Annotated in this window: 15 protein-coding genes; 7 read left to right on the top strand and 8 right to left on the bottom strand. The window is 71.1% G+C overall.

Going from position 1 to position 15,583, the window contains the following annotated elements; genetic code table 11:
• Window positions 1-12: 12 nt before the first annotated feature.
• Window positions 13-795 carry an ABC transporter ATP-binding protein gene (locus OHT01_RS13435; protein ID WP_328553375.1) on the bottom strand — a complete coding sequence of 261 codons (783 nt, stop codon included), beginning with the start codon at window positions 793-795 and terminating at the stop codon, window positions 13-15.
• A gap of 80 nt (window positions 796-875) precedes the next feature.
• On the opposite strand from OHT01_RS13435, the gene OHT01_RS13430 reads away from it, so the two are divergent.
• From OHT01_RS13430 to OHT01_RS13415, 4 genes are all read left to right on the top strand, one after another.
• Window positions 876-1,517, top strand: a complete 642-nt coding sequence (locus OHT01_RS13430; protein WP_328553374.1) for a TetR/AcrR family transcriptional regulator — start codon at window positions 876-878, stop codon at window positions 1,515-1,517.
• Window positions 1,518-1,677: 160 nt separating this feature from the next.
• A complete protein-coding gene (locus OHT01_RS13425; RefSeq protein WP_328553373.1) occupies window positions 1,678-2,526 on the top strand; it encodes a 3-hydroxyacyl-CoA dehydrogenase family protein in 849 nt (282 codons plus the stop codon).
• Between the two features lie 215 nt (window positions 2,527-2,741).
• Window positions 2,742-3,065, top strand: coding sequence for an STAS domain-containing protein (locus tag OHT01_RS13420; RefSeq protein ID WP_328553372.1), 324 nt, complete (start codon window positions 2,742-2,744; stop codon window positions 3,063-3,065).
• 269 nt (window positions 3,066-3,334) lie between these two features.
• A complete protein-coding gene (locus OHT01_RS13415) occupies window positions 3,335-5,887 on the top strand; it encodes an ATP-binding protein (protein WP_328553371.1) in 2,553 nt (850 codons plus the stop codon).
• 70 nt (window positions 5,888-5,957) lie between these two features.
• On the opposite strand, the gene nucS is transcribed toward OHT01_RS13415, so the two are convergent.
• Complete coding sequence (gene nucS, locus OHT01_RS13410) at window positions 5,958-6,629, bottom strand: endonuclease NucS (protein WP_328553370.1); 672 nt, start codon at window positions 6,627-6,629, stop codon at window positions 5,958-5,960.
• A 364-nt stretch (window positions 6,630-6,993) separates the two neighbouring features.
• Here nucS and OHT01_RS13405 point away from each other — a divergent pair, with 364 nt between their 5' ends.
• Window positions 6,994-7,386, top strand: a complete 393-nt coding sequence (locus OHT01_RS13405; RefSeq protein ID WP_328553369.1) for an SCO5389 family protein — start codon at window positions 6,994-6,996, stop codon at window positions 7,384-7,386.
• A gap of 101 nt (window positions 7,387-7,487) precedes the next feature.
• On the opposite strand, the gene OHT01_RS13400 is transcribed toward OHT01_RS13405, so the two are convergent.
• Window positions 7,488-8,516 carry an LLM class flavin-dependent oxidoreductase gene (locus OHT01_RS13400; protein WP_328553368.1) on the bottom strand — a complete coding sequence of 343 codons (1,029 nt, stop codon included), beginning with the start codon at window positions 8,514-8,516 and terminating at the stop codon, window positions 7,488-7,490.
• Window positions 8,517-8,737: 221 nt separating this feature from the next.
• On the opposite strand from OHT01_RS13400, the gene OHT01_RS13395 reads away from it, so the two are divergent.
• Window positions 8,738-9,070: an ATP/GTP-binding protein gene (locus tag OHT01_RS13395; RefSeq protein WP_328553367.1), complete on the top strand. Its 333-nt coding sequence runs from the start codon at window positions 8,738-8,740 to the stop codon at window positions 9,068-9,070.
• 67 nt (window positions 9,071-9,137) lie between these two features.
• On the opposite strand, the gene OHT01_RS13390 is transcribed toward OHT01_RS13395, so the two are convergent.
• The 3 genes from OHT01_RS13390 to OHT01_RS13380 all read right to left on the bottom strand — a co-directional run bounded on the left by OHT01_RS13390 (window position 9,138) and on the right by OHT01_RS13380 (window position 12,460).
• Window positions 9,138-9,980 (bottom strand): ABC transporter permease, encoded by an 843-nt coding sequence (locus OHT01_RS13390; RefSeq protein WP_328553366.1) that lies wholly within the window; start codon window positions 9,978-9,980, stop codon window positions 9,138-9,140.
• A complete protein-coding gene (locus OHT01_RS13385; RefSeq protein WP_328553365.1) occupies window positions 9,977-11,308 on the bottom strand; it encodes an ABC transporter ATP-binding protein in 1,332 nt (443 codons plus the stop codon). The genes OHT01_RS13390 and OHT01_RS13385 overlap by 4 nt, the downstream gene beginning before the upstream one ends.
• A gap of 228 nt (window positions 11,309-11,536) precedes the next feature.
• Entirely contained in the window at window positions 11,537-12,460 is a 924-nt protein-coding gene (locus tag OHT01_RS13380; protein ID WP_328553364.1) for a hypothetical protein, read from the bottom strand.
• A 164-nt stretch (window positions 12,461-12,624) separates the two neighbouring features.
• On the opposite strand from OHT01_RS13380, the gene OHT01_RS13375 reads away from it, so the two are divergent.
• The gene (locus OHT01_RS13375; protein ID WP_328553363.1) at window positions 12,625-13,629 is read left to right on the top strand and encodes a hypothetical protein; all 1,005 of its coding nucleotides are present in this window, start codon (window positions 12,625-12,627) and stop codon (window positions 13,627-13,629) included.
• 56 nt (window positions 13,630-13,685) lie between these two features.
• Here the strand turns inward: OHT01_RS13375 and OHT01_RS13370 are convergent, their stop codons facing one another.
• The gene (locus tag OHT01_RS13370) at window positions 13,686-14,453 is read right to left on the bottom strand and encodes an ABC transporter permease (RefSeq protein WP_328553362.1); all 768 of its coding nucleotides are present in this window, start codon (window positions 14,451-14,453) and stop codon (window positions 13,686-13,688) included.
• Window positions 14,453-15,487, bottom strand: coding sequence for an ABC transporter ATP-binding protein (locus tag OHT01_RS13365; RefSeq protein WP_328553361.1), 1,035 nt, complete (start codon window positions 15,485-15,487; stop codon window positions 14,453-14,455). The genes OHT01_RS13370 and OHT01_RS13365 overlap by 1 nt, the downstream gene beginning before the upstream one ends.
• Window positions 15,488-15,583 lie beyond the last annotated feature (96 nt).

Raw genomic sequence — 15,583 nt, 5'->3', positions numbered from 1 at the left:
GGTCGATACGTCCTATACGGCTACGGGGGTGGTCCCGGCCGGCTCGGGGCCGCGGCCGGTGATGGCGAGGAAGGTGTCCTGGAGGGTCGCGTCGAGGGAGCCGCCGTGGGCCAGCTTCAGCGCGCCGGGCGTGCCGTCGGCGACCACCACCCCCCGGTCGACGATCACGAGCCGGTCGGCGAGCGCGTCCGCCTCGTCGAGGTAGTGGGTGGTCAGGAAGACCGTGGTGCCGTGCGTGTCGCGCAGCCGGCGCACGAGGTCCCAGAGGTCGGCGCGGGCGGCGGGGTCGAGGCCTGTCGTCGGTTCGTCGAGGAAGAGCACCCGGGGGCGGTGGGTGAGGCCGAGCGCGATGTCCAGGCGCCGTCGCTGTCCCCCGGAGAGCGCGGCGGTCCTGCGGTCCATCAGGTCTCCGAGGCCGAGCTCGTGCGCCAGCTCCTCGGCCCGGTCCACCGCCTGCGGCTTCGTCAGGCGGTAGAGCCGTCCCTGGGTGACGAGTTCCTCCCGCACGGTCACCTGCGGGTCGACACCGCCCGACTGGGCCACGTAACCGCAGGCGCGGCGCACACCGGCCGGATCGGAGACCAGGTCGCAGCCCGCGACGGTGGCCGCGCCACCGGTGGGCGCGAGCAGGGTGGTGAGCATCTTGAGGGTGGTGGTCTTGCCCGCGCCGTTCGGGCCGAGGAGGCCGAGGATCTCGCCGGGACGCACCGTGAGGTCGATGCCGCGCACCGCCTCCACCGGGCCGTGCCTGGTCCGGAAGGTGCGGGCAAGACCGGCCGTGCTGATGATGGGCATGGCGTCAAGAAAAACAGAGTCCCTGCAATTTTGCAATGACTCCAAGATTTCAGGATGTCCAGCGAAGCTACGATGCGGACATGGCTGAGGGACTCAGGGAGCGGAAGAAACGGCAGACCAGGCAGTACATCTCCGATGTCGCCACGGGGCTGTTCCTGGAGCGGGGCTTCGACGCGGTGACCGTCGCGGAGGTCGCGGACGCCGCGAACGTCTCCGTGAACACCGTCTACAACTACTTCCCGGCCAAGGAGGACCTCCTCCTCGACCGTTCCGCCGGTGTGGCCGACCGGCTCGCCCGCTGGGTGCGCGGCCGGCCGAAGGGGGAGTCGGCCGCCGCCGCCGTCCTGCGCGAACTGCGCGAGGAGGTCGAGGCGGTGTCTCCCCGGCTCGGCCTGATGACGGGGTACGCCCGCTTCATGCAGGTCGTCCACGAGGCCCCCGCGCTCCGTTCGCGGCTGTGGGCCATCGGCCAGGACGTCCTCGTCAACCTGGAGGAGGCGCTGCGCGAGGAGACCGGCGCACCGCCCGGGGACCCGCTGCCGGGCCTCGTCGCCGGCCAGATCAACTGGGTGCACCAGACCGTCGTGTCGGCCATCGGCCGCGAGATGATGGCCGGGCGCGATCCGGACGAAGTGTCACGCGAGATCCTCGTGCTGCTCGACGACGCGGAGGACCTGCTGAGCCGGAAGGTCCTCGACTACGCCGTACGGGCGGCCGGGTGACCCGACCGCCGGTGACGTGAGCCGGACGCGACGTGACGGGCGTCTCACGCCCTGAGACCGTGACACGCGTTACTTACGGGTTTCACGGCCCCTCCCGAACGCTACTCTCCGCCGAAGAGGCATACACAAGCAGCGTGTTACGGGTGTTGAGGGAGTCGGAGTGGCAGGGAAGCTCGCCGTCATCGGAGCCGGACTCATGGGGTCCGGTATTGCCCAGGTCTCCGCACAGGCGGGCTGGGACGTCGTCCTGCGCGATGTCACCGACGAGGCGCTGAACCGCGGCCTCGACGGCATCAGGGCCTCGTACGACAGGTTCGTGAGCAAGGGCAAGCTGGAAGGCGCGGACGCCGACGCCGCGCTCGCGCGCATCACGGCGACCACCGACCTGGACGCCGCCGCCGACGCGGACATCGTCGTCGAGGCGGTCTTCGAGAAGCTTGAGATCAAGCACGAGATCTTCCAGGCGCTCGACAAGATCGTCCGCCCCGACACGGTGCTCGCCTCCAACACCTCCGCGATCCCGATCACCAAGATCGCGGCGGCCACGGAGCGCCCGGAGCGGGTCGTCGGCGTGCACTTCTTCTCGCCGGTGCCGATGATGCAGCTCGTCGAGCTGGTCCGCGGCTACAAGACCAGCGACGAAACGCTCGCCACCGCACGGGAGTTCAGCGAGTCCGTCGGCAAGACCTGCATCGTCGTCAACCGCGACGTCGCCGGGTTTGTGACCACCCGCCTCATCTCGGCCCTCGTCGTCGAGGCGACGAAGCTGTACGAGTCGGGCGTGGCCACCGCCGAGGACATCGACCTCGCCTGCCGGCTCGGCTTCGGTCACGCCATGGGACCGCTGGCCACCGCCGACCTCACGGGCGTCGACATCCTGCTGCACGCCACCGGCAACATCTACACCGAGACCCAGGACGAGAAGTTCGCGCCGCCGGAACTGATGCGCCGGATGGTTGACGCCGGTGACATCGGGCGCAAGAGCGGGCAGGGCTTCTACAAGCACTGAACGATCATGCGGCGACCGGGACACCGGTCGCCGCATGTGCCACGGACGCCGTGCGTGCCTCTGGACGTCACTCCATGAGGTGAATTCGGTATCGGTTCGCTTACAGACGGCAACCTCCGTGGCCCTCAGGCAGTCAGACCATGCACAACATGCAGACGCGAAGTCGCGGAAACAGACACACGCGGAGTTACGAGACGCATTCTCGGGGAGCGCATATGTACATCAGGGGCGACCACGCCGAGCTGGTCGTCGGGGGCCGCCTCGACGTACGCAGCGCGGCGGACGCCCGCACGGTCCTGCACTCGGCCGTCGACGACGGAGCCGGCGATCTGGTGCTGGACCTGTCCGAGCTGGACTCCTGGGACGCCACCGGACTCGGTGTCATCATGGGGGCCCACCGACGGGCCGGGCGGTGCGGCCGACGGCTTGTGCTGCGTGCCGTACCACCACAGATGCAGCGCCTTCTGGTGGCGACCCGGCTGCACCGGATCCTGGCGATCGAGGGTGGTATCGGGGTCGAGTCCCTGCCCCGGGTGTGACCTGGGCACGCGCCCCGTTCGCTCCGCGTACGCGACCGCGCACGCGCCCTGACCGGCGCACGAAGCGCATCACGTGCACAATCCTCACGAAGCTGTGACGGTTCGGACGGCGCGGTACCCCGCCTGTTCGTAGATACTGTGCGAAGGTTTAGGGTTCGGCTGCCCGCCGACCGAAACCCTAAGAGCGGGCACCGGACCAGAAGCGACAGAGCGGTGTGCAGCCAGGCCGGGAGGGCATCGGCACACGACGCTTTTGGGGGGCTTGGAACATGGACCCGATCAACCGGGGATCCGAAGAGTACGGCCATGACGACGACGGCCAGGCGCCTCGCCCGCGCCCGCCGCGCGACCCGCTCGCAGCCGACCTGATCCAGCACAAACCCGTGCTCGCCCGCACGGTCCGGCTCGTCACGGGCGAATTCCTGCTCACGGTCAACCCCGTCGACGGCAGCGAGATCGAGAACTGCCCGCCGCACGAGCGCCCGCAGCCGCCGGTCAAGCACGGCGCCGCCGAACGGGCCGAGCTGGCCCGCGCGGCCCAGCCGCCCGTTCCGCCCGGCCCGGCACAGCCCCGGCTGCCGCTCCTGGAGCGCCAGGAGGAGCGCGAGCGGCTCGTACGCCTCCTCGCGCGCGGGCGCTCGGTACGGCTCACCGGCCCCTCGGGATCCGGCCGCACCGTCCTGCTGGACGCCGTCGCCGACGACTGCGCGGACCTCGCCCCCGACGGCGTCGTCCGCCTCTGCGGCTACCGGCGCACGGCGAGCGACCTGCTGTACGACCTCTTCACCGCCGTCTACGACGCGCCCCTGCACCGTCCGGACCGCGAGGAACTCCTCCGGCTCGTCCACGAGATCGGCGCGGTCGTCGTCCTCGACGACGCGGAGATAGGCGGCGGCGCCCTCGACGAGCTGCTCGACGCCACGCCCGAGTGCGCCTTCGTGATCGCCGCCACCCCCGACATACCCGCCCCGAGCGCCCACGCGCTCCTCGAAGAGGTCGTCCTCGGCGGCCTCGACCGCAGCGGCGGCCTCGAACTGCTGGAGCGCGCCGTCGGACGCGTCCTGACCGAGGACGAGTCGAACTGGGCCGGCGACCTCTGGTTCGAGTCCGAGGGACTGCCCCTGCGCTTCATACAGGCCGGAGCACTGCTGCGGCAGCGCGACCGGCTGCAGGCCAGCGAGGAGGCCTTCGACGACTACGGCGTCTTCCAGGAGGCCCCGTCCGACGCGCACTTCGAGAGCGGCGACGGCCACGACCTCCCGCTGCCCTCCCTCGCCGAAGGCGCCGCACCCGCCGCGCTGCTCGCCTCCCGGCTGAGCGACTCGGCGCGCGCCACGCTGCGTTTCGCCGTCGCGCTCGGCGGCGAGGTGCCCCACCAGGCCCATCTGCCCGCGCTCGTGGGCGACACCCACGCCGACGCCGCGCTCGCCGAACTCGCCGCCTCCGCGCTCGTCTCCCCGGTCGGTACCCGCTACCGGCTCGCCGCCGGGGTACGGGCCCAGCTTGAGGCCTCCGGATACGCGGACACCCTCCAGGAGAGCGCGCAGACCGCCGCCCAGCACTACACCTGGTGGGCCGGGCACCCCTCCGTCACCCCGGAGCGGGTCTGCGCCGAGGCCGAGGCGCTGCTTGCCGCGCTCGACGTACTCGTCCCCGTCACCACCGCCCCGCAGGACGAGGAGGAGGAGAGCGTCTCCGTCCAGCTCGCCCGCACGGCCGCGCCCGCCTTCGCGGCGGGGCTGAACTGGAGCGCCTGGGAACGCGTCCTGCGCTTCGGCGTGGAGGCCTCCGAGCTGGCCGAGGACGTCGGCGAACAGGCCTACTTCCACCACGAGTTGGGCGTCCTGGCGCTCTGCGGTCACCAACTGGACCGGGCCCGCGCCGAACTGGACGCCTCCGTCGGCATGCGCGGCGCGCTCGCCGACAAACGCGGCACCACCGCGGGCCGCCGCGCCCTCGCGCTGGTCGCCGACCGCTCCGGCACCCTGCAGATCCTCGGCGGGCGCACCGCGGCGGGCGAAGAGGTGCCCGACGCCCGTCACGAGGAGTCGATGTCGCCTCCCGGCGGCGTACCGGCCGCCTTCTCCGCGACCGCGCTGTCCGGCGACACGGTGACGGTGCTCGCACTCCCGCCCGGCTCCGGCGCACCGGCGGCCAGGCGGCAGGGGGTCGCGGGGCGGCTGGTCACCGGCACCCGGCGCAACCTGGTGGCCGCCGGAGCGGGCGCGCTCCTCGTCGCGGTCCTCGGCACCGTGGTCACCCTCGGCGCGACCTCGGACCACAAGAACAACGACATCCCGTCCGAGAGGGTCGGCGTCAACCCCTCGGCCACGCCGGGCAGTCAGGACGACAGCCTGGGCGCGGACAAGGCGAAGAAGGGCGACGACTCCGCCCCCAGCGCCGTCGCCAAGCCCACCGACCCGGGGCCGGACGGCACCTACGGCACCTCGGACGACCCGACGCCCCCGGCCGAGGCCACGACGGGGCATCAGCCGTCCGGCGAACCGAGCGGGACGCACACGACCTCGGGCAAGCCCTCGAAGTCGGCGACGTCGAAGCCCTCGAAGTCGTCCACGGGCAAGCCGTCGCCGACCGGCACGAAGACGTCGAGCGGTTCGCCGTCGCCGACCGGCACGAAGACCGGGAGCCCGTCGGCGTCCGCCTCGCCCTCGGCCACCACACCGACCGCTCCCGCCACCTCGGACTCCGCGAGCGGCCCCGTGTCGAGCAGCGCGCCGGTGACCACGTCGGCCGACGTGCCGGCCGGCAGCGCGCCGGTGGGCACCGGCGTCGCCACGACGGGAAGCGGCACCGCCGTCTGAACACGCGGAACGGGAGAGGGCCGGGTCCGATGCCGGACCCGGCCCTCTCCCGTATACGAACCCCAGGGGGTCAGAACAGCCGCAATTTGTCGTCCTCGATGCCGCGCAGGGCGTCGTAGTCCAGGACCGCGCAGCCGATGCCGCGGTCGGTGGCGAGGACGCGGGCCTGCGGTTTGATCTCCTGGGCCGCGAAGATGCCGCGGACCGGCGCGAGGTGCGGGTCGCGGTTCAACAGCTCCAGATAGCGCGTGAGTTGCTCGACGCCGTCGATCTCGCCGCGTCGCTTGATCTCCACCGCGACGGTCTTCCCGTCGGCGTCCCGGCACAGGATGTCGACCGGGCCGATGGCGGTCATGTACTCGCGGCGGATGAGCGAGTAGCCCTCGCCGAGGGTCTCGATGCGGTCGGCGAGCAGTTCCTGGAGGTGCGCTTCCACGCCGTCCTTGATGAGGCCGGGGTCCACGCCGAGCTCGTGCGAGGAGTCGTGGAGGATCTCCTCCATCGTGATGATGAGCTTCTCGCCCGCCTTGTTGATGACGGTCCAGGTGCCTTCGTCGTCGCCGGACCCCTCCTTCAGTGTGCAGGGCGGCGACATCCAGTTGAGGGGCTTGTAGGCCCGGTCGTCCGCGTGGATCGAGACGCTGCCGTCCGCCTTCACGAGGATGAGGCGGGGGGCCGACGGGAGATGGGCGGTGAGCCGGCCCGCGTAGTCCACGGAACAGCGGGCAATGACGAGACGCATGGTCGGCAACGCTACTCGACCGACGGTGGTGCACGCGATTCTCCCGCCGTCTCCGGTGGCCGGGCCGGACGGAGAACTCGCGGTTCGCCCCTTTTGTTCTCCCGGGTGTTCTCCCGGCTGCCGACGTCGGGCCCGGCCGGGGTTTTCGCGGGTCACCCCATTGATCCTGAAGGTTCCCTGTTCGACCGTGGCTGATTGTCGGCCTAGTGGGCGTTCGCTATGTGCGCATTCTCCTGGTGCCGTTACCTGGCGATGCTTACCGTATGAACGGGAGGTCGCGATGTATGTACTCAGCGTGTTCGATATTGCGATCCCCGTCCCTGTCCGGCAACCCCTGAGGTATAGGGGTGCGAGAGGAGAACCCATGTCGCTCGACGTCTCACCGGCCCTACTCCAACAGGCCGAGCGAGGCGAGGTCGACGAAGCTGACTTCGTCGACTGCGTCCGGACCTCCCTGCCCTACGCGTGGGAGATGGTCAGCTCCCTGGTGGCCCAGCTGAAGGTGGACGGTGGCAAGTTCGCCGACAACCAGACGCCCCCGCCGGACGAGCAGGCACGTGGCCAGTTGCTGCGTGCGCTCGCGAGTGACGCGATACGCGGCGCGCTGCAGCGGCACTTCGGAGTGCGGCTGGCCTTCCAGAACTGCCACCGGGTGGCGGTGTTCCCGCTGGACGACTCGGTGGACGACACACTGGCGCGCTTCACCTCGGTCCGCAGTCAGCTGCTCAATCAGTCCCCGGAGTTCAGGGACTGCTGACGCAGTGCCGCATTGCTTGCCGCTCCGTACGCGGGAGGTGCATTGGTACCGGGGCGGCAAGCTCCCCGAGGCTTCGGCCCGTACGGCCGGCCCGGACGCGGTCACCGGATCTGGGGCAGTACCTCGGCCCCGAGCCGTCGTACGTTCTCCTCGGTCGCCGCCAGATCGCCCGAGCCCTCGACGAGCAGCGCGAACCGCGTGATGCCGGTCCGCTCCGAGGTCGCCGCGAGCCGGTCCGCGCACAGGCGCGGGGTGCCCACCGGGTGCAGCCCGCAGAGCAGCTCGGTGTACGCCACCGGGTCCCGCATCGAGCGGGCGCGGCCGTCGACCGTCACATGGGCGTCCAGCCCCTGCCTCAGCCAGCCCGGCATCGCCTTGACGAGCGTCTCGACGGCGTCGGTACGGCGGTCCGCGATCTGGCAGACGCCGGCGGAGACATGGGCGGCCCCGAGGATCTCGTCCGACGGGCGGCCCGCGGCGTGCGCGTGCTGTCGCCACAGCGCGACCATTTCGGCCTTCTCCTCGTCGCCGACGTGCATGCCCAGGAGCATCGGCAGTCCGCGCTCGGCGGCGAGCCTGACACTCGCCGGTGAGGTGCACGCCACGACGACCTCGGGACCCGGAGCGCCGCTCAGCGCCTCCGAGGGGCGGGGGACGACGGGGACCTCACGGAACGAGAACCGCTCGGAGGTGCCGGAGACGGACGGCTGGCGCAGCCAGCGGACCAGCAGATCGAGTGACTCCGGGAACCCTTGTTCGTACGCCGCGAGACCCGCGCCGAAGACCTCCAGGTCGACCCAGGGGCCGCCCCGGCCGACTCCCAGCGAGAACCGTCCGCCGGACATCAGGTGCAGGAGCGCGGCCTGCTCGCCGAGCGCCACGGGATGGACGGTGGGCAGCACGCTGACGGCCGTGCCGATCCGGATACGGTGGGTGCGGCCCAGCAGGTACGCCGCGAGTGTGACCGCCGACGGACATGTCCCGTACGGCACGAAGTGGTGCTCGGCCAGCCAGACGGTGTCGAGCCCGGCCTCCTCGGCGACCTCGGCCGACCGTGCCGCGCGGTGCAGGGCCTCCCCCTGGCCCTGTCCAGGGAACTGGGCGGCCAGTACAAAGCTTCCAACGTGCATCGAACTTCCTGCTTCCTCGGCTCCGACACGGAGCTCCCCCACGCGGCATAACCGCCTGACACGTGCCGAAGACACGGCCTTGCGGAGAGATTTGCGGATTGTCTGGGAATTGGGCTGTCCGATGGGGGTTCCGAGCGGGTTGGCGGAGTACGCGTACCCCTGTGCGCGCCGCGTAGGCTGGAGTTGGCCCCTGCTCCCTGTATAGCTCCGTGAGGTGTCCCTTGTCCCCGCGTCGCAACCGTCCGAAGGACGCCGGATCGTCCGGCAGGAGCGCCGAGGAGGATTCGTCGGACCGCTACGGCGGCTGGCAGTCCACCGAGAGCTGGCGGGGCGAGGAGTGGAGCGTGCGCCATGTGGCGGGCGCGAGCGCGCAGGGCAAGACCTACCGGTGCCCCGGCTGCGACCAGTTGATCCCCTCCGGGATCCCGCACGTGGTGGCCTGGCCGGAGCACTCGGGCGTCGACGAGCGCCGGCACTGGCACAAGGCCTGCTGGAACGCGAAGGACCGCCGCACCTCGCGGGTGCAGCGGTCCCGTAACGCGCCCAGGTTCTAGGCGACTTCGGGTGGACCGGCCCTGGCCGTCCGTCCCGGGGCGGCCGGGGTGCCCGGCCGCCGGGTCGTCACACGTCCCGGCGCTCCAGGAGCACGAAGGCGCCGACGACCGCCGCCGCCGTCACCCCGGCCAGCAGGCCGAGCTGTGCGCCGCCGTGGCTGTCCTCGCTGCCCAGGCGGAAGATCCGGGCGAGGGCGTTGGGAGCGTTGTACTCCTGCATCTTCTCGCCGATCGTCCGCATGCTGTCGGACATCATCAGGAAGGCGGGCATGATCGCGGGCAGCAGCACGACCCCGAGCATCGTGGTGATCGCGCCCGCCGAGTGGCGCAGCATCGAGCCCACGGCGAGCGCGAGCACGCCGAGCAGCGAGACGTACAGCGAGGCCATCAGGACGGTGCCGCCCCACGGGACGCCGGAGTCGCCGTTGTGCAGTCCCGCGGTGAACAGGCCGACCAGCCCGATCGAGAGGGCCGAGACGACGAACGCGACCGCGAAGAAGATGATCAGCTTCGCGGCCAGCACCCGGTACCGCTGCGGCGAGGCCGTGAACGTCGTACGGATCATGCCCGTGCCGTACTCGGAGGAGACGACCAGCACGCCCAGCGTGATCAGGCAGATCTGGCCGAGCATCAGCCCGAAGAACGCGGGGATCGTGTACGGGGTGTCCTGGAAGTCCTCCTGCGTGGTCTGCGCGGCGACCAGGAAGCCGATGCCGATCACCAGGAGCAGGAAGGTGCCGAGCGTCCACATCGTGGAGCGCACCGACTTGATCTTCGTCCACTCGGAGTTGAGCGCGTGCCCGAGGTGGGTGCGGGTGACGGGGATCGGCGAGGTGTACGAAGTGCCGGGCGCCGCCTGCCAGTTGGGGGCGGCGGCCTGCTGCGGCAGCGGGTGCTGGGGCGTGCTCATCGGGCGTCCTCGGGCTTGGTCAGGTCGGCGGCGGGCGCGGGGGCGGCAGAGGGCGCGGGCGCGGGCTCAGGTGCGGGCGGCGCCGACGCGGGCGCCGGAGGGCCCGCCGGGGTCTGGGGGGCCGCCTGGGCGTACGGGTTGACGTCCGCGCCACCGGGAGCGGCCGGCGCGCCGTACGGGCTGGGACCGCCCGCGACAGGGGCGGCGGGGGCGCCGTAGGGACCGGGAGTCCCCCCGCCCGGGGCGGCGGGGGCGCCGTACGGTCCGGCCTGCGGCATGGCGAAGGGCTGCCCGCCCTGCTGGGGCGGCGGCGGCGCGTACCAGCCGGGCTGGCCCTGGCCCGCCACCGGCATCTGCGCCGGCGGCACGGCGCCCGGCGGAAGCTGCTGCTGGAGCCCGGCCTTCTGGTCGACGGTCGAGCGGTAGTCGACGGCGCCCTGCGTCATCCGCATGTACGCCTCCTCCAGCGAGGCCTGGTGCGGCGACAGCTCCCACAGCCGGACGTCGGACGAATGCGCGAGGTCGCTGATGCGGGGGAGCGGCAGTCCGGTGACGCGCAGCGCGCCGTCCTGCTCGGGCAGCACCTGGCCGCCCGCCTCGGTCAGCGCGGCGGTCAGCTTCTCGCGCTGCTGCGGCTCGGTGTCGGGGGTGCGCACCCGGGCGAAGTCGGCCGAGTTGTGGGAGATGAAGTCCTTGATGTTCTGGTCGGCGAGCAGCTGGCCGCGGCCGATCACGATGAGATGGTCGGCGGTCAGCGCCATCTCGCTCATGAGGTGCGAGGAGACGAAGACCGTACGGCCCTCCGCCGCGAGGGACTTCATCAGGTTGCGCACCCAGAGGATGCCCTCGGGGTCGAGGCCGTTGACCGGCTCGTCGAAGAGCAGCACCTGGGGGTCGCCGAGGAGCGCGGCGGCGATGCCGAGGCGCTGGCCCATGCCGAGGGAGAAGCCCTTGGAGCGCTTTCGGGCCACGTCCTGGAGGCCGACGACACCGAGCACCTCGTCCACCCGGCGGGCCGGGATGCCCGAAAGCTGGGCGAGGCTCAGCAGATGGCTGCGGGCGCTCCGGCCACCGTGCACGGCCTTGGCGTCGAGGAGCGCGCCGACCTGGCGGGGCGCGTTCGGCAGCTTGCGGTAGGGGAAGCCGCCGATCGTCACCTGCCCGGAGGAGGGGTTGTCGAGGCCGAGGATCATGCGCATCGTCGTCGACTTGCCCGAGCCGTTGGGCCCGAGGAAACCGGTGACGGCGCCCGGCCGCACCTGGAAGGAAAGGTTGTACACGGCCGTCTTGGCGCCATAGCGCTTCGTCAGGCCGACTGCCTCGATCATTCTCCGCACCCATCGAAAGGTTCAGGACGTCGGGGCGCACGCCCCCGTAAGGGTTAGGAGGATATCCGGGCGCGGGCGGTTCCACTCAAGAGAAAGTAAAGTCATGCCCATAACCTGCGGAAAGATCCAGTAGAGGGCAGAGTTCCGTACGGGTGTCCTGTCGTGTACCCGACCTTCCTGGTCCGGCGGGAAAACGGAATCCGCGCCCGTCCGGCCGACGGGGAATTCTCAGGTCCGGCCCGGCAGGGAATCGTCCAGCGGAGGCAGATCGTCGTACAGCCGCAGCTCGGCCGATTCGTCGAGATACGGCAGGAACTCGGTCTGCGGCAGCACCCAGCCCTCCTCGCCGAAGACCCGCGTGCCCGCCTCGCGCAGCGACCGGTCGGCCCCCGCTCGGCGCACCCACTCCGTGGGATCGGGCCCGAGCAGGTCCCGCAGGCGCGCGGAGTCGCCCAGCAGGGCGGAGAGCAGCTCGGACTGGTCGCCGCCGCCCCGGCGGGGCCGGCCGGTCTCCGGCTCGGCGAGCACGCCGTGCGCGCTGAAGTAGATGTACGCGCCGCCGAGCCGCTCCCCGGAGGGCATCGTCATCGCGAACTCGTCGCCGGGGAGTATCGCCCGCCGGTAGTCCGGGAACTCGGTGTCGTCGACGGCCTTGAGCTGGGTCGAGTCCAGCCAGGTCACCACGAGCGTCGTCTCGGCGGTCCGCTCGACGTACGGCGTCCCGGCCACGTAGCCGGCCGGACTGATGTGCCCGGAGCAGCCCACCGCGATGCCGTGCACCCGTACCGGAACCATCGGCACCGTCGCCGGGATGCCGAGCCGGGTCAGCTTGTGCGCGACCTGTCCGGGGGAGGCGTTCGAGCCGACGGCGATGACGGGGTGGCGCAGCCCGGTGCTCACCTGGCCCCGGTCGGCGAGGGCCTGGTCCAGCCGCTGCTGCTCCTGGCGCTCCTCCACGTACCACTCGCCGAGCCGCAGCGGCCGGACATCGAGCTGGAGCAGTTCACCGCCGGTCAGCAGGGACGGCTCGGTCGTGGGGCGGCCCGGATAGGTGAGCGGCTTCTTCGCGGGCACGTCGGCCAGACCCAGTGCCTCCAGGCTTCGGTCCTTCGTCGTCACGGTGACGCCCTTCGGGGGTGGTGTCGCGCGCATGCGGGCACAGCCTTTCACGCGAGAAGCGGCCGGGTCCTCATGCGAGATGTACCCGGACCGGGGCCCGGTCTCCCCGGCCGAGCGGGGTTGGCCTGAACCGATACCGGGAATGATGCCGTCCCTATTGTACGAGCGAAGGCGAAATCGGTTACGGGGGAGGCGAGTTGAGCACGCTGAGACGCACGATGAGGCGACGGGGGCGATCTCGGCGGGGGCCGGCGCATCCCCGTTTCCGTACGTCCGTTCGCTGGTGGATCGCGGGTCGCACCGTCCACGCCCTGCTGCTGATGACGCTGGGCGCGCTGGCCGGACTCTCGGTGGTCGTGGCGACCGCGTGGACGCTGACCGAGAACTCGCCGCGGCCGATGGCGGACCGGTTCTCCGACGAGGAGCGGCTCCTCGACCTCAGCCTGTCCGTACTACGGGCCTGCGTCGGCACCGACAACCTCTCCCCGGAACCGGACAGCACCGCTCACCAGTTGCTCGCCACGGTCGCCTCCGTCACCGGCGCCCTGGTGCCCGCGGTGCTGCTCGGCATCGTCCTGATCAAGATGTTCGCGCTGCGGCCCTTCGTCTGGCGGCGCCGGGCCAGCATCTCGCACGCCTGGACCGCCGACTTCCCGGGCTACTCGCGCCGGAACGCGGACAGCGACGACGCCATCATCGCCGTCCGCTTCTACAACCGCTTCGACAATCTGTCGGTCGTCGACCTTCGGGCCCGTGCCCATCTGCGCTACCTGGAGCGCTCCCCGCACGACGGAAGCCTCGTCATCTACAAGCAGTGGCTGAAAGTCCTGGACGCGAACGGCGAGCCGGCCGACGAGCGGAGCTGGCTCGCGGTGGAGCGCGGGGCGCCCTTCACCGTGTGGATACCGGTCGAGGCGCCGGTGGCCGAGCTTCCGTTCCGCCGGATCCAGGGCAAGGAGCTGTCCGGCTCGTCGGGGGTGAAGCTGCTGGTCCGGCTGACCGCGCGGACCGTCGGGCTCGGGACCGAGGTCGCCGACGAGCGCTGGTTCGACCTGGAGGCCGGGGACTTCGAGCTCGGCCGTTTCGTGCCGCTCCAGCCGGACCTCGGCAAGGACGTGTGGCGCTGGGAGGGATGGTCCGAGTTCGACGGGCTGATCCCCCGTCCCCGCCCGAGCGGTGAGCGGCCCCTGGACCCCTCCTGAGCCACGGGCCGTCCGGACCCGGGTGCCCCCCTCGGCACGAAGCCCCGCGCGTCGCTCTACGCGTCCCTCTTCTTGAGCAGTACGTAGCCGCCGAGCAGGGCCAGGGCGACCCACAGCACCATGATGCCGAGGCCGCCCCAGGGACCGTAGGGAGTGTCGTCGAGGGGTGTCACCACCCGGAGGATCCTGCTGCCGGCCTGGTCGGGGAGATAGCGGCCGACCTTCTTGGTCGCGGACACCGCGCCCAGGATGTTGGAGATCAGGAAGAAGAACGGCATCAGGATGCCCAGCGAGAGCATCGGACTGCGCAGCATCGCCGCGACGCCCATCGAGAAGACGGCGATGAGCGTCATGTAGAGCCCCCCGCCGATCACCGCGCGCAGCACACCCGGATCGCTGATCGACGCCTTGTGCGAACCGAGCGCGGCCTGGCCCAGGAAGAACGTGATGAAGCTGGTGATCACGCCGACGACGAGGGCGAGGCCGGCCGCCACCGCGACCTTGCTGAAGAGGAACGTGCCGCGCTGCGGGACCGCCGCGAGCGAGGTGCGGATCATTCCGGTGCTGTATTCGTTGCCGACGACGAGCACCCCGAACACGATCATCGCGAGCTGACCCAGGGTCATGCCCGCGAAGCTGATGAACGTCGGGTCGAAGGTGAGCCGGTCCTGTCGGCTCAGGTTGTCGAACTCGTTCTTGGAGAGGAGCGAGATGAGGATGCCCAGGGCGATCGTGACGACCGCCGCGAGGCTCAGCGTCCACACCGTGGACGACACGGACCGGATCTTGGTCCACTCGGACTTGAGGACCTGGGTGGCCGCCATCAGCCCTTCTTCCAGTCGCCGCCCCATTGCGGGGCAGGGGGAGCGGGGGGCGCGGGTGGAACGGGGGGCGCGGGGAACGCCGAGTCCGGCGTTCCCGGACCACTCGGCAGGCTCTGCGGCCCCGGCGCGTCGGTGTGCGCGTGGTACTCCACCGACTCCGCGGTCAGCTGCATGAAGGCCTCCTCCAGCGACGCCTGCTGAGGGCTCAGCTCATGCAGCACGATCTGGTGCTGCGCGGCCAGCTCGCCGATCCGCTCCGGTTTCCCGTCGTCCACTTCGAGCGCGCCGCTGCCCGTCCGGACGACGGTGACCCCCGCGCCGTGCAGCACATCGAGCAGCCGCTCGCGCTGCGGGGAGCGGATCCGGACGTACGAGCGCGAGTTCTGCTGGATGAAGTCGGCCATCGAGGTGTCGGCGAGCAGCCGGCCCTGGCCGATGACGACGAGATGGTCGGCGGTCAGCGCCATCTCGCTCATGAGGTGGGAGGAGACGAAGATCGTACGGCCCTGCGCGGCGAGTGATTTCATCAGGTTGCGGATCCAGTGGATGCCCTCGGGGTCGAGGCCGTTGACCGGCTCGTCGAACATGAGGATCCGCGGGTCGCCGAGGAGCGCGCCCGCGATGCCGAGCCGCTGGCCCATGCCCAGCGAGAAGCCCTTCGCCTTCTTCCGCGCGACCGCGGTGAGCCCGACCGTGTCGAGGACCTCGTGCACGCGGGCCTTGGGGATGCCGTTGCTCTGGGCGAGACAGAGCAGATGGTTGAAGGCGCTGCGGCCGCCGTGCATGGCCTGCGCGTCCAGCAGGGCACCGATGTACTTCAGGGGGTCCTTGAGGTGGTCGTAGTGCTGACCGTCGATCCTCACGTCGCCCGCGGTGGGACGGTCGAGCCCGAGCATCATCCGCATCGTCGTGGACTTCCCGGCACCGTTGGGACCGAGGAAGCCGGTCACGATGCCCGGTCTGACGGCGAAGGTGAGGTTGTTGACCGCCACCTTCTCGCCGTACCGCTTGGTCAGCCCCTCAAGCTCGATCATGCGGCCACGCTAAGACGGCCCCCGGGCGCCTGCCACTTGAGCGAGGGCACCCTCGCGGACACGACAAGGCCCGCGCCCTCGGGGGAGGGAACGGGC

Source organism: Streptomyces sp. NBC_00358, from assembly GCF_036099295.1.
In the GTDB taxonomy this organism is placed as follows: domain Bacteria; phylum Actinomycetota; class Actinomycetes; order Streptomycetales; family Streptomycetaceae; genus Streptomyces.
This window is presented reverse-complemented; position numbering and strand designations above follow the sequence as displayed.